Annotated in this window: 17 protein-coding genes; 11 read left to right on the top strand and 6 right to left on the bottom strand. The window is 74.2% G+C overall.

Annotation, left to right across the window (positions count from 1 at the left end; genetic code table 11):
• Positions 1 to 27: 27 nt before the first annotated feature.
• Both GCL72_RS04335 and ulaA read left to right on the top strand, forming a co-directional pair.
• Positions 28 to 921 (top strand): PTS sugar transporter subunit IIAB, encoded by an 894-nt coding sequence (locus tag GCL72_RS04335; protein ID WP_153143482.1) that lies wholly within the window; start codon positions 28 to 30, stop codon positions 919 to 921.
• Between the two features lie 56 nt (positions 922 to 977).
• Positions 978 to 2543 (top strand): PTS ascorbate transporter subunit IIC, encoded by a 1566-nt coding sequence (gene ulaA, locus GCL72_RS04330; protein ID WP_153143481.1) that lies wholly within the window; start codon positions 978 to 980, stop codon positions 2541 to 2543.
• A 10-nt stretch (positions 2544 to 2553) separates the two neighbouring features.
• Here the strand turns inward: ulaA and GCL72_RS04325 are convergent, their stop codons facing one another.
• A complete protein-coding gene (locus tag GCL72_RS04325) occupies positions 2554 to 3741 on the bottom strand; it encodes an amidohydrolase (RefSeq protein ID WP_153143480.1) in 1188 nt (395 codons plus the stop codon).
• Between the two features lie 187 nt (positions 3742 to 3928).
• On the opposite strand from GCL72_RS04325, the gene thpD reads away from it, so the two are divergent.
• Positions 3929 to 4831: an ectoine hydroxylase gene (gene thpD, locus GCL72_RS04320; RefSeq protein ID WP_153143479.1), complete on the top strand. Its 903-nt coding sequence runs from the start codon at positions 3929 to 3931 to the stop codon at positions 4829 to 4831.
• Between the two features lie 224 nt (positions 4832 to 5055).
• On the opposite strand, the gene GCL72_RS04315 is transcribed toward thpD, so the two are convergent.
• The 5 genes from GCL72_RS04315 to infC form a co-directional block, all read right to left on the bottom strand.
• Entirely contained in the window at positions 5056 to 5361 is a 306-nt protein-coding gene (locus tag GCL72_RS04315) for an RNHCP domain-containing protein (RefSeq protein ID WP_153143478.1), read from the bottom strand.
• Complete coding sequence (locus GCL72_RS04310; protein WP_153143477.1) at positions 5358 to 6290, bottom strand: TrmH family RNA methyltransferase; 933 nt, start codon at positions 6288 to 6290, stop codon at positions 5358 to 5360. The genes GCL72_RS04315 and GCL72_RS04310 overlap by 4 nt, the downstream gene beginning before the upstream one ends.
• A gap of 164 nt (positions 6291 to 6454) precedes the next feature.
• Positions 6455 to 6835, bottom strand: coding sequence for a 50S ribosomal protein L20 (gene rplT / locus GCL72_RS04305; protein ID WP_153143476.1), 381 nt, complete (start codon positions 6833 to 6835; stop codon positions 6455 to 6457).
• A gap of 212 nt (positions 6836 to 7047) precedes the next feature.
• Complete coding sequence (rpmI, locus tag GCL72_RS04300) at positions 7048 to 7242, bottom strand: 50S ribosomal protein L35 (RefSeq protein ID WP_010524902.1); 195 nt, start codon at positions 7240 to 7242, stop codon at positions 7048 to 7050.
• Positions 7243 to 7573: 331 nt separating this feature from the next.
• Positions 7574 to 8263: a translation initiation factor IF-3 gene (infC, locus tag GCL72_RS04295; RefSeq protein WP_153143475.1), complete on the bottom strand. Its 690-nt coding sequence runs from the start codon at positions 8261 to 8263 to the stop codon at positions 7574 to 7576.
• Between the two features lie 94 nt (positions 8264 to 8357).
• Here infC and GCL72_RS04290 point away from each other — a divergent pair, with 94 nt between their 5' ends.
• From GCL72_RS04290 to GCL72_RS04255, 8 genes are all read left to right on the top strand, one after another.
• Positions 8358 to 8780: a DUF1844 domain-containing protein gene (locus GCL72_RS04290; protein WP_153143474.1), complete on the top strand. Its 423-nt coding sequence runs from the start codon at positions 8358 to 8360 to the stop codon at positions 8778 to 8780.
• Between the two features lie 114 nt (positions 8781 to 8894).
• Positions 8895 to 10262: a glycosyltransferase family protein gene (locus tag GCL72_RS04285; protein WP_153143473.1), complete on the top strand. Its 1368-nt coding sequence runs from the start codon at positions 8895 to 8897 to the stop codon at positions 10260 to 10262.
• Positions 10252 to 11697 (top strand): glycosyltransferase, encoded by a 1446-nt coding sequence (locus GCL72_RS04280; RefSeq protein WP_153143472.1) that lies wholly within the window; start codon positions 10252 to 10254, stop codon positions 11695 to 11697. The genes GCL72_RS04285 and GCL72_RS04280 overlap by 11 nt, the downstream gene beginning before the upstream one ends.
• A complete protein-coding gene (locus tag GCL72_RS04275; protein WP_153143471.1) occupies positions 11694 to 12980 on the top strand; it encodes a glycosyltransferase family 4 protein in 1287 nt (428 codons plus the stop codon). The genes GCL72_RS04280 and GCL72_RS04275 overlap by 4 nt, the downstream gene beginning before the upstream one ends.
• Positions 12977 to 14881 carry an ABC transporter ATP-binding protein gene (locus GCL72_RS04270; protein WP_153143470.1) on the top strand — a complete coding sequence of 635 codons (1905 nt, stop codon included), beginning with the start codon at positions 12977 to 12979 and terminating at the stop codon, positions 14879 to 14881. The genes GCL72_RS04275 and GCL72_RS04270 overlap by 4 nt, the downstream gene beginning before the upstream one ends.
• Positions 14878 to 16194 carry a phosphotransferase family protein gene (locus GCL72_RS04265; RefSeq protein ID WP_153143469.1) on the top strand — a complete coding sequence of 439 codons (1317 nt, stop codon included), beginning with the start codon at positions 14878 to 14880 and terminating at the stop codon, positions 16192 to 16194. Before GCL72_RS04270 ends, GCL72_RS04265 begins: the two co-directional genes overlap by 4 nt.
• A 62-nt stretch (positions 16195 to 16256) precedes the next feature.
• Positions 16257 to 17360 (top strand): hypothetical protein, encoded by a 1104-nt coding sequence (locus GCL72_RS04260; RefSeq protein ID WP_153143468.1) that lies wholly within the window; start codon positions 16257 to 16259, stop codon positions 17358 to 17360.
• Positions 17361 to 17500: 140 nt separating this feature from the next.
• Positions 17501 to 17953, top strand: coding sequence for a hypothetical protein (locus GCL72_RS04255; protein WP_153143467.1), 453 nt, complete (start codon positions 17501 to 17503; stop codon positions 17951 to 17953).
• Position 17954: the final 1 nt, after the last annotated feature.

The following is a 17954-nucleotide window of genomic DNA, read 5'->3' as shown; positions in this document are numbered from 1 at the left end:
CTGTCAGCCGGTGCTACCGTTCCCTCCATGGCGTCACCCACCTCACATTCGTCCGACGACCAGCAGGCCGACTCGCCGGCCGCCCTGCTGGCCGAGGAGTCGATCGCACTCGACGTCGCCGCCGCCGACTGGCGCGAGGCCGTCGACGAGGCGGGCCGGCTGCTGGTCGCCGCCGGCGTCGCAGACGACGACTACACCGCGGCGATGCGGCGGCTGGTCGAGGAGCACGGCCCCTATATCGTGGTCGCCCCGGGCTTCGCCCTGGCCCACGCCCGCCCCACCGCCGGCGTGGCACGCACCGGGCTGTCCTGGGTGCGGCTGGCCGAGCCGGTGCCCTTCGGCCACGGCAGCCATGATCCGGTCGGCCTGGTGGTCGGCCTGGCCGCCGACGACGACGTCGCCCACACCCGCGCGATGGCGCGGCTGGCCCGGCTGCTCGCCGACCCGCGACGGCGCGCGGAGCTGGAGGCCGCCGACTCCCCGCGGCGGCTGCGCGAGCTTCTGCTCGCCGCCGAACAGCCGGAGAGCCGGCACGAGCAGCCCGCGACGCCGGCCGCCGCGAGCGCAGACCCCGCCGCGGAGGAAGCCGCCGAGGAGTCGGCTCAGGGCTCCGACGCCGCCGCGCGGACGACTGATCAGCACCTGATCCTGACCGTCTGCGGCAACGGGCTGGGCACCTCGCTGTTCCTGAAGAACACGCTCGAGCAGGTGCTCGAGACCTGGCGCTGGGCTCCGTTCGTCACCGTCGAGGCGACCGACACCATCTCTGCGCGCGGCCGCACCTCCGAGGCTACGGCCATCCTGACCTCCGGCGAGATCGCCAAGACGCTCGGCGCCGTCGACGTGCCGGTCCGCGTGGTGGAGAACTTCACCAGCACCGCCGAGCTCGACGCCGCGCTGCGCGACCTCTACGACGTCTGACCGACGCGCCCCGCACACCGCACACCCGCCAGCTCACGCCCCAGGAGTCTCACACCATGGACTGGCTCGTCGCCCTCGCCGAGTTCCTCGTCAACGAGATCCTCAGCGTCCCCGCGTTCCTCATCGGCCTGATCACCGCCGTCGGGCTCATCGCCCTGCGCCGATCCGTCGGCCAGGTGATCGGCGGCGGGCTGAAGGCCACGCTGGGCTTCCTGCTCATCGGCGCCGGGGCCACGCTGGTCACCGCCTCGCTGGATCCGCTGGGGTCGATGATCCGCGGCGCCACCGGCGCCCAGGGAGTCATCCCGACCAATGAGGCGATCGTCGGCATCGCGCAGCAGGAGCACGGCGCGCAGGTGGCCTGGCTGATGATCCTGGGCTTCGCGATCTCGCTGGTGCTGGCGCGCTTCACCCCGCTGCGCTATGTCTTCCTCACCGGCCACCACATCCTCTTCATGGCCACGCTGCTGACCATCGTGCTGGCGACGGCCGGCTTCTCCGGCACGGTGACCGTGCTCCTCGGCGGCGCCCTGCTGGGCATCCTGATGGTCTCGCTGCCGGCGCTGGCGCATCCGTGGACCCGGCGCATCACCGGCGACGACAGCGTGGCCATCGGGCACTTCGGCACGGCCGGCTATGTGGCCGCCGGCGCCGTCGGCCGCGCCGTCGGTGGCCGCTCCAGCCGCTCCACCGAGGAGCTGCGGCTGCCGGAGTCGCTGCGCTTCCTGCGCGACTCGATGGTCGCCACCGCGCTGTCGATGGTGCTGATGTACGTCGTCGTCGCGCTGATCTCGCTGGTCCGCGAGGGCGAGGCCGCCTACACGGCCTTCGACGACGGGGCCTCCGGGCCGGGGAACTTCTTGATGCAGTCGGTCACCCAGGGGCTGCAGTTCGGCATCGCGGTGGCGGTGATCCTCTTCGGGGTGCGCACCATCCTCGGCGAGATCGTGCCGGCGTTCCAGGGAATCGCCGCGAAGCTGGTCCCCGGCGCGATCCCGGCGCTGGACGCGCCGATCGTCTTCCCGTACGCGCAGAACGCAGTGCTGGTCGGCTTCCTCTCCAGCTTCGTCGGCGGCCTGCTCGGCCTGGCCGCGCTCTCGCTGTGGCTCAACCCGATCCTCGGGCTGGCGCTGATCCTGCCCGGGCTGGTGCCGCATTTCTTCACCGGCGGTGCGGCCGGGGTCTACGGCAACGCCACCGGCGGGCGGCGCGGCGCCGTGGCCGGCGGGTTCGTCAACGGGCTGATGATCACCTTCCTGCCGGCGCTGCTGCTCGGCGTCCTCGGCGACATGGGCGATCTGAACACCACCTTCGGCGACACCGACTTCGGCTGGTTCGGCCTGCTCATCGGCTACGGCGCCCAGCTGGGCACCGTCGCCGGACTGGTGGTCATCGCCCTGATCGGGCTGTTCATCCTGGCCGCGGCGATCCTGATGCAGCGCCGCGTGGTCGACCGCGGCTGGGATCCCTCGCCGCATCGGGCCCGCCCGGCCGGCGCAGGCGCGGCCGCGGAGCAGAGCACCGGCGAGCGGGGAGGGAACCAGCAGACGACGTCGACGATCCCGCGGGTGCGCAAGCTCGCCCCGCCGCGCGGCGCCCCGACGCCGCCGCCGCGTCCCTGACCCGGCGGGCTCAACCGCGGGCGGCCACTGTGCCGCTGCGGGTCTGCTCGTCGTAGGAGTAGACCTCGGCTCCCTCGATCCAGGTGCGCAGCGCGCGATGACGGGTGTCCAGCGGGTCGCCGGACCAGAGCACGACGTCGGCGTCCTTGCCGACCTCCAGCGACCCGACCCGATCGGTGACGCCGAGCACCTCGGCGGGGTGGATGGTCACCGCCTTCAGCGCCTCGGCCGGCTCCATCCCCTCGCGCACCGCCAGCGCGGCCTGGTGGACGAGGAAGTCGATCGGCACCACCGGGTGGTCGGTGATCAGCGAGACCTTCACCCCGGCCGCGGCGAGGATGCCCGGCGCCGCCGGGCTGCGCCGGCGGACCTCGACCTTGCTGCGCGAGACGATCATCGGCCCGTAGAGCACCGGCACGTCCCGAGCGGCGACGACGTCGGCGATCAGATGCGCCTCGGTGCCGTGGTCGAGCACCAGCCGGTGGCCGAACTCGTCGGCCACGCGCAGCGCCGTGGCGATGTCGTCGGCTCGGTGGCAGTGCTGCCGCCACGGGATCTCGCCGCGCAGCACCCGGGCCAGCGCCTCCGAGACCAGGTCGGTCTCGCGCTCCGCCTCCGGCTTGTCCATCCAGGCCCGGGCCGCGGAGAAGGCCTGCCGCTGGGTCAGCGCGACGCCGAGACGGGTGTTCGGCGTCCGCTTCTGCTCGCCGTGGACCTGTTTGGGGTTCTCGCCGAGCGCGGCCTTCAGCCCCGCCGGCGAGCGCAGCACCATCTCGTCGACGAGGCGCCCGTGGGTCTTCAGCGCCACGCTCAGTCCGCCGATCGGATTCGCCGAGCCGGGGTTGACGTTGACGCTGGTGACGCCGCCGGCCAGCGCGTCGTCGAAGCCGACGTCGTCGGGGTTGACCGCGTCGATCGCCCGGGCGGCGGCGGTGACCGGGTCGGTGGTCTCGTTGGTCTCGTCGCCGGCCCAGCCCTCGCCCTCCTCGTGGACGCCGAGGTGAACATGCGCGTCGACCAGGCCGGGCAGCACCCGGCCGCCGGCGGCGTCGACGACCTCGTGGCCGGCCGGGACCTCGACGTCGGGGCCCAGCGCGGCGATCCGCCCGTCGGTGACCACCACGGTGCCGTGGAACGACTCGGCGGTGACGGGGACGATATGGGCCTCGGTGATGGCACAGTGCCGCGGAGCAACCATATTCAGAGCCTGCCTGACCCTGAGCGGACGCGGCTCAGCTTCCGGCACGACAGCAGTTGCAGTCCCGCACGCTCCTGGGTACGGTCCGGAAGTGGCGGCGGCCACGGAATCGACCCCGCAGCGGGAGCCCGGCCGCCGTCGACTCGACACGAATGGAACGTCTGCGACGAGACAGGAGGTCGACCCCATGACGACGACCGTCCAGGACGTGACGGACCTCTACCCCACCCGCGACGGCGAGCGCACCCGCGTCATCGAGCGCCGGGATCCGGTGGTGCAGGGCACCGCCGAGCAGGGCCCGATGGACGCCGAGACGCTGCGCGGCTTCGATACGAAGGGCTATCTGACCGTCGACGAGCTGATCACCGGCGAGGAGCTGGAGCTCTTCCGCGCCGAGCTGAAGCGGCTGTCCGAGGACCCCAATGTCAAGGCCGACGAGCGCACCGTCGTCGAGGCCAAGTCCGACGAGGTCCGCTCCATCTTCGACATCCACCGCAGCAACGAGATCTTCTCGAAGATCGCCAACGACCCGCGCGTGGTGGACCGGGCGCGGCAGATCCTCGGCTCGGACGTCTACATCCACCAGAGCCGCATCAACTACAAGCCCGAGTTCGTGGGCAAGGACTTCACCTGGCACTCGGACTTCGAGACCTGGCACGCCGAGGACGGCATGCCCACGCCGCGGGCGTTGTCCATCTCCATCTCGCTGACCGACAACTACTCCTACAACGGTCCGCTGATGATCATGCCGGGGTCTCACAAGCACTACATCAGTGCCCAGGAGAAGACTCCGGAGGACAACCACAGGCAGTCGCTGGTCATGCAGGGCGCCGGCGTCCCCGACCCGGAGACGCTGACCGAGTTCGCCGACCGTTTCGGCATCGACGTGCTCGAGGGCCCCGCCGGCGGCGCCGTGATGTTCGACAGCAACTGCATGCACGCCTCGAACGGCAACGTCACCCCGTACCCGCGGTCGAACGTCTTCATCGTCTACAACTCGGTGGAGAACACCTGCGGCGAGCCCTTCGCCGCGCCGAAGCCGCGTCCGGAGCACATCGCCAGCACGGACGTCACCCCGGCCGGCCGCTGAGCGCCGACCGACCGCGGCTGATCGACGACGGCGAGACCGTCGCCACCCTGCCTCACCGGGCATCCTCCGCCGGCGTCCGCCGAGGCGGCGCGACCGGCGCTGACAACTGCATACACGGCTCAAGGAGCTGAGCTGGGAGGCACTGCAACTGGGCTCAGTGAGATGAGCAGGGCGATGGCCCCACCTCGTGCGCAGGTGGGGCCATCACTGGTGCGTGCGACGCCTCAGCGCGGGCGCTGCAGCTCGATGACCACGTCCATGTCGTCGTCGGGGGCCAGTCGGTTGCGGTCCTCGGCGCCGCAGGCGCTGCAGCGGTGGATCAGCACGAAGCCCTTCTTGCCCGAGTGGTCGACGCCGACCGGCTCCATCGCCGCTCCGCAGTCGGCGGCGCGGTCGCCGGGGGCGACGTCGACGTGGCGGGACCACAGGCAGTGCGGACAGTGGTTGCGATAGCTTCCGCCGGACTGCCGGGAGACGCGCCGACGACAGTGGCCGCACTCGAAGCCGGTGTTCTCGACCTCGCGGCTCACCGGTCCGCTCCCCCGCTGCTCCCGTCGGCGTGCGGCGCTCCGGCGTGCTGGGCCATCGCCGTGGAGTACAGGCAGACGGTGGCCGCCGTGGCGACGTTCAGCGACTCGGCCCGCCCGTAGAGCGGGATGGAGACCCGGGCGTCGGCCAGCGCCTTCTGCTCCGCGCTGAGCCCGTGGGCCTCATGGCCGAAGAGCCACAGCGCCGGCTCGCCGGGACGCTCGACGTCGGTCAGGGCGACCTCCCCGGCCCCGTCGGCGGCGAGCACGCGCGTGCCCTGCCCCCGGACCGAGGTCACGAGATCCTCCGGGTCGATGCCGACGAACAGCGGCAGGTTGAAGTGCGAGCCGGCCGCGGCACGGACCACCTTCGGCGCCCAGGGGTCGGTGGTGCCGGGGGCGAGCACGACGGCGCCGGCTCCGGCGGCGTCGGCGGTGCGGATGATGGTGCCGACGTTGCCCGGATCCTTCAGCCCGAGCAGGCCGGCGGCCAGCCGCGCAGACTCCAGCGGGGACAGATCGGCCTCGCCGCGCGGGATCCGCCCGACGGCGACCAGCCCCTGCGAGGTCTCGGCGTCGCCCATCGCCGCGACGACCTCCGCAGTGGCCTCGCGCAGGAAGAACTTCGAGGCGCGCGGCACCGGGTCCTGCGGGTCGAAGAGCAGTCCGCGGGCGCGGTCGAGCAGCGCCTGGACGTCGGGGTGGGCCTCGAGCGCCTCGGCGGTGAAGTAGAGCGCGTCCAGCTGCGGCAGCGGGCCGACGGCGGCGCCGTCCTCCCAGCGCCGCAGCCACAGCGCCAGCGCCTCGCGCACCGGCTGCGGGCCCTCCGCCAGGAAGCGGCCCTGCTTCCGTCGGCCGGCGCGAGTGGCCAGCGCGGCGATCTTCTTCACCCGGTCGGCGCCGGGGTTGGTCAGCACATCGGTGTCCGTCATGGCGTCCATCCTTCCTCACTGGCGCTCACTGGCGCGGGGTGCGGCGGGGCGGGCGCCCCGCACGACGACGGCGCCCGCCCCCTGCCGAAGCAGGGGACGGGCGCCGTCGTCCGACCGGCCGCGTCGAGCGGAGCCGGCCGCAGATGCTGCGCGAGTCGGGCGACTCAGGCGCGGGCCGCGTTGACGTCCTGCGGCAGGGCCCGGCGCGCCGTCTCCACCAGCGTGCCGAAGGACTGGGCGTCGGAGACGGCCAGCTCGGCGAGCATGCGACGGTCCACCTCGACGCCGGCGGCCTTCAGGCCCTGGACGAAGCGGTTGTAGGTCATGCCGTGCGCCCGGGCGGCAGCGTTGATGCGCTGGATCCACAGGCGGCGGAAGTCGCCCTTGCGCTTCTTGCGGTGCTGGTAGTTGTAGGTGAACGAGTGCAGCAGCTGCTCGTTCGCCTTGCGGTACAGGCGGGACCGCTGACCGCGGTAGCCGGAGGCCCGGTCGAGGACCTTGCGGCGCTTCTTGTGGGCGTTGACCGCCCGCTTCACACGTGCCACGTGATTCTCCTTGGAGTCGTCGGGGCCGAGCCCCGTGCTCCCCCGCCCGTCCGGCGCCGGCCCGGATGCTCCGGGCCGCGCGACCGCGTCGACGCGGCGGGGGCTGTCAGTCTTCGTTCGCTGTCAGGATGCGGCCGGGCGTCAGGCTCCGCGGCGAGTCCGCAGAGCGACGGCGCCGGCGCGGCGGGATCCGCCGTCCGGGGAACGGACGCTCAGATGCCCAGCATGCGCTTGATGCGCTTCTCATCGGCCTTGGTGACGATCTGGTCACCGGCCAGACGACGCGTCAGGCGCGAAGACTTGTGCTCCAGGTAGTGGCGACGGTTGGCCTGCTGGCGCTTGATCTTGCCGGAGCCGGTGAGCTTGAAGCGCTTCTTGGCCCCGCTGTGGGTCTTCATCTTCGGCATGGTGCCGTTCTCCTTACATCGTCCGGACCTGCTGCGCCTGTGCCGGGTCCTGCCCGGCGGCGGCACAGAGGTGGGGCCGTCCGGGATCGCCGGGCCGACGTCGTCGACCCTGCGGCGTTCCCACGGCCCCCTTGTCAGAGGATCGGCAGGCGCGCGGCCCCGGCCCGCCCGTCGAGGGCGCACGAGGACGCAGGTCTCTGCCGAGAACCCGAGGAGACAGTCTACGCCATCATCGGCGCGCCGTCCTCCCCGGGACGCGGACGGATCCGGACCCGGGTGATCCCGGGGTCCCCACCCGTCGATGCTCCATGCCCGCCCCGGAGGGACGGGTTCAGAGGTCCTTCAGCTCGTCCGGCAGGTAGTCGGCCATGGAGTTGGACAGCGGCTTGGCGTCCTTCTGCTCCGTGGACACGCGCTCCTTGTTCTTGCGCGCCCGGCGGGACTCGCCCTTGCCCTTCTCCGCGTCGTCCTGGTCGGAGGCCTCGGCGGCCTGCTGCTTCTTGTTCTCGGCCTTGGTCTTCAGCGGACCGACGACCATGACCATGTGGCGACCGTCCTGGCGCGGCGTCGACTCGACGGATCCCAGGTCCTCGACGTCCGCGGCGAAGCGCCGCAGCAGGCGCACGCCCATCTCGGGGCGCTGCTGCTCGCGTCCGCGGAACTGGATGATCGCCTTGACTTTGTCGCCGGCGGTGAGGAAGCGACGCGCGTTGCCGACCTTGGTCTCGTAGTCGTGCTCGTCGATCTTCAGCCGGAAGCGGACCTCCTTGAGGACCGTGGTCGTCTGGTTCTTCCGAGACTCGCGCGCCTTCACGGCGGCCTCGTACTTCCACTTGCCGAAGTCCATCAGCTTGCAGACCGGAGGCTTGGAGCGAGGCGCCACCTCGACGAGGTCCAGATCCGCCTCCGAGGCGAGTCTCTGGGCATCCTCGATCCTGACGATGCCCACCTGCTCACCCTGAGGTCCTACCAGGCGGACTTCCGGGACGCGGATCCGTTCGTTGATGCGTGGTTCGCTGATCTGTCTAGCTCCTGTGTGAGGCGATGGCCGTGGTGTCGATGGGGTGCCGCGACCGCGGTCGCGCGCACATCCAGACTATGACAAGCTTACCAGCATGCAGAGTGAGCAGAACAACCGGGAGGGCGCCTCCGACGCGGCCGGCGAGGCGGCGTCCGAGGCCGGCTCCGTCGACGCCCTGCAGCAGGCGGTCGACCAGCAGGCCCGCGACATCGCCGAGGTGCCGGCCGTCGAGCTGATCAACACCGTGTCGGTGCACCTGATGAGCGCCGCGGCGGTGAAGACCGGCCTGGCCGAGGACGACGAGGCCGCGGCCATGAAGGACCTGGACGAGGCGCGCAAGCTGATCACCGCGCTGGCCGGCCTGGTCACCGCCGCCGCCCCGGAGGTCGGCTCGCAGCACGCGATGCCCCTGCGCGACGGGCTCCGGTCGCTGCAGCTGGCCTTCCGCGAGGAGTCCTCGGTGCCCGACGCCCCGGGCCAGGGCCCGGGCGAGAAGTGGACCGGCCCGGTCAGCTGACCGCCCCGCGGACCTCGCGGATGAGAGGTCCATGAGAACAGGATGAGAATCCCGCCCGCGGATTCTCATCCGCGTCTCACCGTTGCTTCATGGCGGCGCACGACGGTGGGATGCATGACGATCACCGTTGCGCTCTACTCCCACGACTCCGTCGGCCTGGGGCATGCCCGCAGGAACCGAGCGGTGGCCCATGCGCTGGCCGCCGGCCTGCCGAGGATCACCGGGCACCGGGTCCGCGGGCTGCTCATCGCCGGCCACCCGGGCGCCGCGGCCGACTCTCTGCCGCCGGGCTGGGACTGGATGGTGCTGCCGGGGTTCTCCCCCGCGGTCGAGGGCTACGCCGCTCGGCACCTCGAGATGAGCTCCGCCCGACTCTCCCGCCTGCGCCGCAGCGCCGTCGCCGCGGCGCTGGAGTCGCTGGCGCCGGACCTGTTCATCGTGGACCGGCACCCGTTCGGCATCGACGGCGAGCTCGCCCCCTCCCTCGACCAGCTGAGACTGCGCGGGACCCGCTGCGTGCTCGGACTGCGCGAGGTCCTCGACTCCCCCGAGGCGGCATCCCGCGAATGGTCGGCCGTCGGCGCCGGAGCCGTCGCCGACTCCTACGACGCCGTCTGGATCTACGGCGACCCGCGGGTCCACGATCCGATCGCCGCCGGCGAGGTCCCGCGCACGCTGGCCGACCGCACGGAGTTCACCGGGTATCTCGCACGCGGGCGCCCGGCCGACGCCTGCTCGGGGCCCGCCGACGAGGACGGCGCCCACGAGGACGCGGTCGACGAGGACGACGGGGACGGAGCCGACGTGCTCGCAGCGTCCGCCGTCCCCTCCGTGCTCACCACCGTCGGCGGCGGGGCCGACGGCGGCCGCCTCGCCGCGGCCGCCGCGGCGGCCCCGGTGCCGGCCGGCCACCGGCATCTGATCATCACCGGACCGCAGATGTCCCGGCAGGACCACGACGCAGTGGTGCGCGCCGCCGCAGAGGCGCGACGACGCCCGGGACCGGTCGGCCGGGTCCGCGTGCAGCGCCGCAGCCCCCACCTGCCGCAGCTGATCCGCGACGCGCGGGCGGTGATCTCCATGGCCGGCTACAACTCCGCCGCCGAGATCCTCGACTCCACCACGCCGGCACTGTTCGTGCCGCGCAGCACGCGCCGGGCCGAACAGCCCCGACGCGCCGCCGCGCTGGCCGCCTCCGGAGCCGCCGACATGCTCGAGGCCGCCGCGGCGACTCCCCAGCGACTCGGCGACTGGCTCGCCGAAGCCGTCTCCCGCCGGACGACGCGCGAGCACATCGACCGCGACGGGCTCGCCCGTCTGCCCGGGATCGCCGCCCGCCAGCTGCGCCCGACGACGCCGGCGACGACGACGCCGACCACACAGACCGTGCAGACCGCCCCGCACGCCGCCCACCCCGGCCGCGGCGAGACCGCATCCGCCCCCGACCACCGCACGGAGAGGATCCTCGACCATGTCCGCTGAGAGTGAGACGGAGACTGGGACGGGGCCGACGAGCCCCGCGCCTTCGACGCCCGGCGCCGCGCGCCGGCGGACCATCGGCTATGTGCTGAAGATGTACCCGCGCTTCTCCGAGACCTTCGTGGTCTCCGAGATCCTCGCCCGCGAGGCCGCCGGCGAGCGCGTGGTGATCTTCTCGCTGCGCCCCACCGCCGACGCCCGGTTCCATCCTGAGCTGGCCCGCGTCGAGGCCCCGGTGGTGCATCTGCCGCGGGCGACCTCGGGCGGTCGGCTGTGGGAGCGGCTGGCCGCGGCCGCCGAGGACCCGCAGATCGCCGCCGGCCTCTCCGCCGAGATGCCCGAGCTGCTCGCCCACGGCCACGACGACGCCCAGCAGGCGGTCGACCTGGCCGCCGCCGCCCGCGATCACGACGTCGACCACCTCCACGCGCACTTCGCCTCGATGGCGACCACCGTCGCCCGACTGGCGAGCCGGATCACCGGAGTGCCCTACTCCTTCACCGCCCACGCCAAGGACATCCATCACGACGACGTCGACCAGCGGGCGCTGGAGACGAAGCTCGCCGAGGCCCACCACGCCGTGACCATCTCGGCGCACAACCTGGACGACCTGCGCCGCCGCTTCCCCGCGGCGACCCGCCGACTGCATCTGGTGCACAACGGCCTGGAGCTCGAGCGCTTCCCGTTCCGCCCGCGGGTGCACCGCCGGGACGCGGACGACGAGGCCGACGGAGGCCGCGGCGCCGACCACACCGGCGACGCCGACGACGGGCCGATCCGGCTGCTCGGCGTCGGGCGCCTGGTGGAGAAGAAGGGCTTCGGCCTGCTGGTCGAGGCGGTCGCCCGGCTGCGCGCCCGCGGGCTCCGGGCGGAGGCCGACATCGCCGGCGACGGGCCGCTGGCCGAGGGCCTGCGCGAGCAGATCGCCGCGGCCGGATTGACCGAGCATGTCCGACTGCTGGGTCCGCGGACCCAGCGGGAGATCAGCATGCTCTTCGACGACCACGACGCCTTCGTCGCCCCGTTCGTCGTCGGCCACGACGGCAACGTCGACGGGCTTCCCACAGTGCTGCTGGAGGCCATGGCCCGGGGGATCCGCTGCGTGGCCGCCGACGTGGCCGCCGTCGCCGAGGTGATCCGCCCCGGTCGGACCGGCTGGCTGGTGCCCTCCGGCGACGTCGACGCGCTGGTCGAGGCCATCGTGGCCGCGACGGCGGCCCCGGCGGCCGAGCACCGCGAGCTGCTCGAATCGGCCCGTCGGCTGGTCGAGGAGCGCTTCGACTCGACCGGCCAGGCGCTGCGGCTGCGCGCCCTCGTCGACGCCCCGGCCGCGGAGCTCGAGTCGTCCGACACGACGGTCGTCACCGAGTCGACCCCGGCCGCACCCGCCGCCGCCCTCGTCGGCACCGCCCGACGCGGAACGGAGGTGCCGGCATGAGGATCGCCTATCTGCTGGCCGACCCCGGCATCGGGATCTTCGGCACCAAGGGCGCCGCCGTCCACGCCCAGGAGATGATCCGGTCCTTCCGCGCCCTCGGCCACGAGGTCACCGTCTTCTGCACCAAGCTCGGCGACGACGCGCAGGACCCCTCCACCGCCGCCGTGCCCGCCGATCTGGCGGACCTGGAGACCGTCGTGCTCCCGGTCGAGGGCGTCAAGGGCGCCGCCGGACGCGAACAGGCGGTGGTCCGCACTGCGGAGCGGATGGCCGAACAGGCCGCGGCCCACGGCCCGCACGGTCCGGATCTGCTCTACGAGCGCTTCTCGCTGTTCTCCCGCGCCGGCGCCCGCGCAGTCCGCCGCGCCCCGGCGAGCCGCCTCGTCGTCGAGGTCAATGCGCCGCTGCTCGCGGAGCAGAGCACCCACCGCCGGCTGCACGACGCCGCGACCGCCGAGCAGGCCGCCGGCGAGACGCTGGCCGCCGCCGACCTGGTCACCTGCGTCTCGGCCCCGGTGGCCCGATGGGTCGGCGAGATGCGCGAGGCCGCAGGCGCCGAGGCCCGGAGCGACGCCGCGGCCGGCTCCCCGATCCGCCTCGTGCCCAACGGGGTCGACGTCGACCGTTTCCGTCCCGCCCGACGCCCGACGAGCCCGGCGAGCGGCGAGGCCCCGACGATCGGGTTCGTCGGCACGCTGAAGTCCTGGCACGGCACCGAGCTGCTGCTCGAGGCCTTCGCCCGCACGCAGGCGGTCGCCGCCGCGGAGGAGAGGACCCGGCCGCGGCTGCAGATCATCGGCACCGGGCCCCGGCGCACGGCGCTGGGCGAGCTCGCCGACCGGCTGGGGATCGCTGCGCAGGTGGAGTTCACCGGCGCGGTCGCCCCGGAGCAGATGCCGCGGGCGGTCGCGGCGCTGGACGTCGCCGTCGCCCCGTACCCGGCGCCGGCCGCCCCGGAGGAGCACTACTTCTCCCCGCTGAAGGTCTACGAGTACCTGGCCGCCGGCGCCGCCGTGGTCGCCTCCGACGTCGGCGAGCTGCCCGAGCTGCTCGCCGGCGGCTCCGCGGAACCGCCCCGCGGACTGCTGGTGCCCGCCGGCGACGTCGACGCGCTGGCCGCGGCCCTGGACCGGCTCGTCGCCGACGCCGACCTTCGGCACGACCTCGCCGCCGCCGGCCGCCGCGCCGTCGTCGCCCGGCACAGCTGGGCGCGCCGCGCGCAGGACGTGCTGGCCGCCGTCGGGGGCGACGCCGTGCCTCGTCAGGAGGTGGCGCCGCGATGAGCCGCAGCGACGCCCGGCGCAGCCGCACCCAGCACCGTCGTGCCCTGCGACGGACGCTGGGCATGATCCTGCCCCACCTGAGGGAGCACAAGCTCGCCGTGACGCTGGGACTGCTCGCCCTGCTCGGCGACGTGGCCTTCCGCATCCTCGAGCCGTGGCCGGTGAAGATCGCCGTCGACGCCGTCTCCAGCGCCCTGGGCGCCGACGTGACGGGCGCGCCGGGCGCCGGCGGCGGAGTCGTCGGAGTCCTGGTCTTCTGGTCCTGCGCTCTGGCGCTGATCGTCGGCGGCCGGGCGCTGTGCAACTACGCCTCCACGATCGCCTTCGCCCAGACCGGGGTGAAAGTCACCACGCGCCTGCGCACCCGCGTGTTCGAGCACATCCAGGCGCTGTCCCTGCGGTATCACTCGCGCGCCTCGGTCGGCGACACCTCGCAGCGGCTCGTGGGCGACATGGGCCGCCTGCAGGAGGTCGCGGTCACCGCCGGGCTGCCGCTGGTCGGCAACCTGCTGACGCTGGTCGCCCTGTTCGTCGTGGTCACCGTGCTCAACCCGCTGCTGGCGCTGATCCTGATCGCCGCCGGCTCCGGCTATCTGCTGGCCAGCCGGCTGCTGAGCCCGAAGATCTCCTCGGCCTCGCGCTCGACCCGCCGGGGCGAGGGCCGGCTGGTCGGCGACGCCGCCGAGGCGCTCGGCGCCATCCGGGTCGTCCAGTCCTACGGGCTCGAGGAGACCGTCGCCTCCGGTTTCGCCGCCGGCAACGCCGAGGCGCTGAAGGCCGGCATCCGGGCCCGCCGGCTGGCCGCCCGGCTGGAGCGCTCCACCGACCTGCTGGTGGGTCTGGCCACAGCCGTGGTGCTCGGCGTCGGCGGCTGGCAGGTGCTGGTGGGCACGATGACTCCCGGCGACATGGTGCTGTTCCTGATGTATCTGAAGATCGCGATGAAGCCGCTGCGCGACATGGCCAAGTACACCGGCCGCATCGCCCGGGCGGCGGCCTCCGGCGAGCGCATCGCCGATCTGCTGGCCGAGGAGGTCGAGATCCGCGATCCGCGCCGCCCGCTGTCCCTGGGCCGGCCCTCCGGAGAGGTGAGCTTCTGGCGGATCACCGCCGACGACCACCGCGGCGCCCGGCTCTTCGAGGAGCTGTCGCTGCACGTGCCGGCCGGCCAGCGCGTGGGCCTGCTGGGCCCCTCCGGCGCGGGCAAGTCGACGCTGGCGGGCTATCTGCTGCGCCTGGCCGACCCCGACGCCGGGTCGGTGATGGTCGACGGGATCTCCACCCGCAACGTGACCCGCGCCGAGCTGCGCTCCTCCGTCGCGGTGCTGCTGCAGGAGTCGGTGCTGTTCACCGGCAGCGTGCGGGAGAACATCCGTCACGGGCGCCGCGAGGCCGCTGACGAGGAGGTCGTCGCCGCCGCGCACCGCGCCGGGGCCCACGAATTCATCTCCCGGCTGCCCGAGGGCTACGACACCGAGCTGGGCGCCCGCGGCGACACGCTCTCCGGCGGCCAGCGGCAGCGGATCGCGCTGGCCCGGGCGCTGGTGCGCGATGCGCCGATCGTGCTGCTCGACGAGCCGACCACCGGCCTGGACCCCGCCTCCCGCGAGGTGGTGGAGTCCTCGCTGCGGGAGCTCACCGCCGGCCGCACCACGATCGCCATCACCCACGACCTGAGCATGATCGCCGGGCTCGACCGGGTGGTCTGGCTCGACGGCGGGCGGATCCTCGAGGACGGCGCGCCGGAGGAGCTGCTGGCCGATCCCGGCTCGCGGCTCTCCTGCTGGGCCGCCTCCCAGCAGCGCGCGGCCGAGACCGCCTCGGCGTCGTCTCCGGCGGGGGCCGACCGGCCGGACACGGGGCCCGTCGCGCGACCGGCCGTGACCGGAGCCGACCGATGACCGGCCCGACCCGGCCGCCGCACGCGCCGCGACCCGCCGGGGTGCCCGCGCCGACGCGCACCGAGGCCGATGCCGTCGCCGCCGCGGCGATCCGGCTGCCGGGCGCGGCGACGGTCCTGGACGCCTCGGCCCTCTCCGAGGTGCTGGGACGGTCGGTGGAGGTCCGTCGGCTGCGCCTGAAGCCGGGGCGGTCGCTGGTCGCCTCCGTGGTGGACGACCACGGCCGTCACGCGTGGGTCCTGCTGACCGACGACGCGGACAAGGTCGCCGCGGCGCACCGCCGCGCCTCCCGCCGCGGCGGAACCGTCCTGGACCGACGGCTCGACGGCCTCCGGCTGCTCAGCGGGGAGATCCTCGACGACCCGGAGCTCGCCCGCGAACTCGACGCCGCCCGCGAGCGGATGCCCGGACTCGTCGCGCAGATCCTGCGCTACAACCCGCGCCGCCGCGTCGTCGGGACCGACGCCGAGCAGGCGACCGTGGTCCGGGTCGCCGCCCGGAGCCAGGATCACCTGGTCGCGGCCGCCGGCCGCTGGCGGGCTGCGGGCGTGCCCGTCCTCGATCACCAGATCGTGGGACGGCGCGGGACCGCCGTGGCCTCGCCGCTGTGGGGAACAGGCGACCTGCTGGCCCCGTCCGCGGCGGCGAGCCCCCGCACCGTCGTCTCCGCCGCCGCGGCCGCCGGGACGGCGATCGGACGGCTGCATCGTCGCACCCTCCGGACTGCGCCCGCCGACGGCGCACGGGGCCTCCGCCGCCTGGAGCCCGGGCCGCAGGCCGCCGCCGCGTCGCTCGCGGTGCCGGCCCCCTGGGTCGCCGCGGAGGCGCGGGACCTCGCCGGGCGCCTGGCGGCCACGCTGCCCTCCGACGGCTCCGCGGCCGACGGCGTGGCGGAGCTGCACGGCGATCTCTCGCCCGACCAGCTGCTGATCGGCGAGCCCGCGGGCGCCGCGGCCCCGGAGATCCGGCTCGTCGACCTCGACCGCTGCGGGCTCGGCGACCCGATGCGCGACGCGGGCTCCTGGCTCGCCGCCTGCCGCCGGCTCACCCTGCCGCATCTGGCGAAGGCCTTCCTGGACGGCTACGCCGCCGAGGCTCCGGTGGATCCGGCGCGGCTGGCCGGCTGGGAGGCCCACGCCCACCTGGAGGCCGCCGGGGAGCCGTTCCGCCGCCGCGACCGCGACTGGCCGCAGGCGATGCGCCGGACGCTGGACCATGCCCGACGAGCGGCCGACCGCGCGGAGGAGGACTCCGCCGCGACCGCCCCAGGACGTCTCGACAGGGGGCGACCGCCCCGGACCCGGAGAGGATGACGATGATTCCCCCAGCTGCGACTCCCCCTGCTGCGGCGCCGCCGAGCACAGCATTGCAGGCCGTGCCGGACCTCCCGCCGGCCGCGCTCCTCGTCGAGGGCCGGCGCCTGGCCGTCACCCGGGCCTGGCCCGCCGCCGACGGCGCGCGCCTGGCCGTCGAGCTCGACGACGGCGGCGCCCGGCGGGCCGGCTTCCTCGGCGCCGACGGCCTCGAGCTGCTGCCCCCCGGCCGCGACCCGAAGCTCGCGGCCCTGGCCCGGCCGGCCGACCTCGGCGAGGTCGTCTCCCACCGGCCGGGACGCCGGGCGGTGGTCCGCCTCGACGATCGATTCGTCAAGGTCGTCAGGCGGGGCCGCGCCGCGGGCATCCTCCGCGGGATCGAGCGGGCGGCGGCCTTCGACGGGCCGTTCCGCACCCCTGCCGTGCTGGACCACGACGCCTCGACGGTGACCTTCGCCGCGCTGCCGGGCATCGGCCTGCACGATCCGACGCCGTTCTCGCCGCGGCGCTGGCGGCGGGCCTGGGAGACGGTCTGCTCCGCCTGGATCACGGCCTCCTCGGCTCCCGCCGATCCGGCGGCGCCCGTCCACGACGCCGCCGCCGAGGCCGCGGTGCTGACCGGCTGGGTCGATCGCGTCGCCTGCTGGATCGCCGACGTCGAACGCACCCGCGCGGCCGCCGAGCTGCTCGCCGGACGGCTGCGGCGGCTGCCGGACCGCCCGCTCGCCCCCGCCCATCGGGACCTGCACGACAAGCAGCTGCTGGTCGCCGTCGCTGACGGCGAGCGGGACGAGGACGACGGTGACGAGGGCGAGGACGGCGGCCCCGCGCCCGGGCTGCTGGACGCCGACACCGCCTGTCTCGCCGACCCGGCCCTGGATCTGGGCAACCTGCGCGCCCACGCGACGCTGCGTCGGCGCCAGGGGATCTGGGCCCCCGCGCAGAGCCGCACCGTCGCGGCGACGGTGACCGACGCCGCCGCGCGGCGCGGCGTGCCGGAGGAGGCGCTGGCGACCTACGAGCTGGCCGCGCTGCTGCGACTGGGCTGCGTCTACGCCGTGCGCCCCCGGCACACCGAGGTCGCGGCCGCACTGCGCGCCGCCGTCTCCGGTTCTGTCGACAGCTCCGTCGACTCGGTGCTCCTCGACGGCGTCCGGCGGGAGTGAGAGCTCTCTCATCGTCGCCTCATCGAGTGTTCATGCGCACCGGAGAGGATGGAGGCACATCATCCCGACGGATCGTCGCCGACCGTCGGGGAGAATGGCCGAGGACCCCCGTCCTCGGCGGAGAGGAAGGACCAGCCCCCATGGGTCGACAGAGCACCTGGACCGTCGCCGGCGCGCTGAGCATCATCGCCGTCGGCGGTGCCGCGGCGTTCGCCGCTCTCGCCGGCGACGACGGCGGCCGCGATCTGGGCCCGGCCGTGGAGGTCGGCGCCGAGACCGCCCGGCCGAGCACGCCGTCGGCGTCCTCCGCCACGTCCTCCGCCGCGTCATCCGCCGAGCCCTCCTCCGACGCGTCCTCCCCGTCGCCGACCGAGACGGCGACGCCCTCCCCCGCGGCCTCGCCGACGCCCTCCCCGGACGACGACGGGACGACCGGCGGAAAGGACGGCGGTGGCTCCGGCGGAAGCAGCAGCGACGGGTCCTGGACCACGCCCAGCACAGTGGACCCCGCGCCGCCGACGACGGTGGACGACGACGGGGACGATGACGACTGGGACGACGATGACGATGAGGACGACGAGGACGATGACTGAG

Origin of the sequence: Nesterenkonia halophila (assembly GCF_009467795.1) — a bacterium.
Classification (GTDB): Bacteria; Actinomycetota; Actinomycetes; order Actinomycetales; family Micrococcaceae; genus Nesterenkonia; species Nesterenkonia halobia.
This window is presented reverse-complemented; position numbering and strand designations above follow the sequence as displayed.

Bases quoted from the DNA above. Each gene is read 5' to 3' on its own strand.
- GCL72_RS04335 (WP_153143482.1), top strand. From the start codon at position 28: ATGGCGTCACCCACCTCACATTCGTCCGACGACCAGCAGGCCGACTCG.
- ulaA (WP_153143481.1), top strand. From the start codon at position 978: ATGGACTGGCTCGTCGCCCTCGCCGAGTTCCTCGTCAACGAGATCCTC.
- GCL72_RS04325 (WP_153143480.1), bottom strand. From the start codon at position 3,741: ATGGTTGCTCCGCGGCACTGTGCCATCACCGAGGCCCATATCGTCCCC.
- thpD (WP_153143479.1), top strand. From the start codon at position 3,929: ATGACGACGACCGTCCAGGACGTGACGGACCTCTACCCCACCCGCGAC.
- GCL72_RS04310 (WP_153143477.1), bottom strand. From the start codon at position 6,290: ATGACGGACACCGATGTGCTGACCAACCCCGGCGCCGACCGGGTGAAG.
- rpmI (WP_010524902.1), bottom strand. From the start codon at position 7,242: ATGCCGAAGATGAAGACCCACAGCGGGGCCAAGAAGCGCTTCAAGCTC.
- GCL72_RS04290 (WP_153143474.1), top strand. From the start codon at position 8,358: ATGCAGAGTGAGCAGAACAACCGGGAGGGCGCCTCCGACGCGGCCGGC.
- GCL72_RS04285 (WP_153143473.1), top strand. From the start codon at position 8,895: ATGACGATCACCGTTGCGCTCTACTCCCACGACTCCGTCGGCCTGGGG.
- GCL72_RS04280 (WP_153143472.1), top strand. From the start codon at position 10,252: ATGTCCGCTGAGAGTGAGACGGAGACTGGGACGGGGCCGACGAGCCCC.
- GCL72_RS04275 (WP_153143471.1), top strand. From the start codon at position 11,694: ATGAGGATCGCCTATCTGCTGGCCGACCCCGGCATCGGGATCTTCGGC.
- GCL72_RS04270 (WP_153143470.1), top strand. From the start codon at position 12,977: ATGAGCCGCAGCGACGCCCGGCGCAGCCGCACCCAGCACCGTCGTGCC.
- GCL72_RS04265 (WP_153143469.1), top strand. From the start codon at position 14,878: ATGACCGGCCCGACCCGGCCGCCGCACGCGCCGCGACCCGCCGGGGTG.
- GCL72_RS04255 (WP_153143467.1), top strand. From the start codon at position 17,501: ATGGGTCGACAGAGCACCTGGACCGTCGCCGGCGCGCTGAGCATCATC.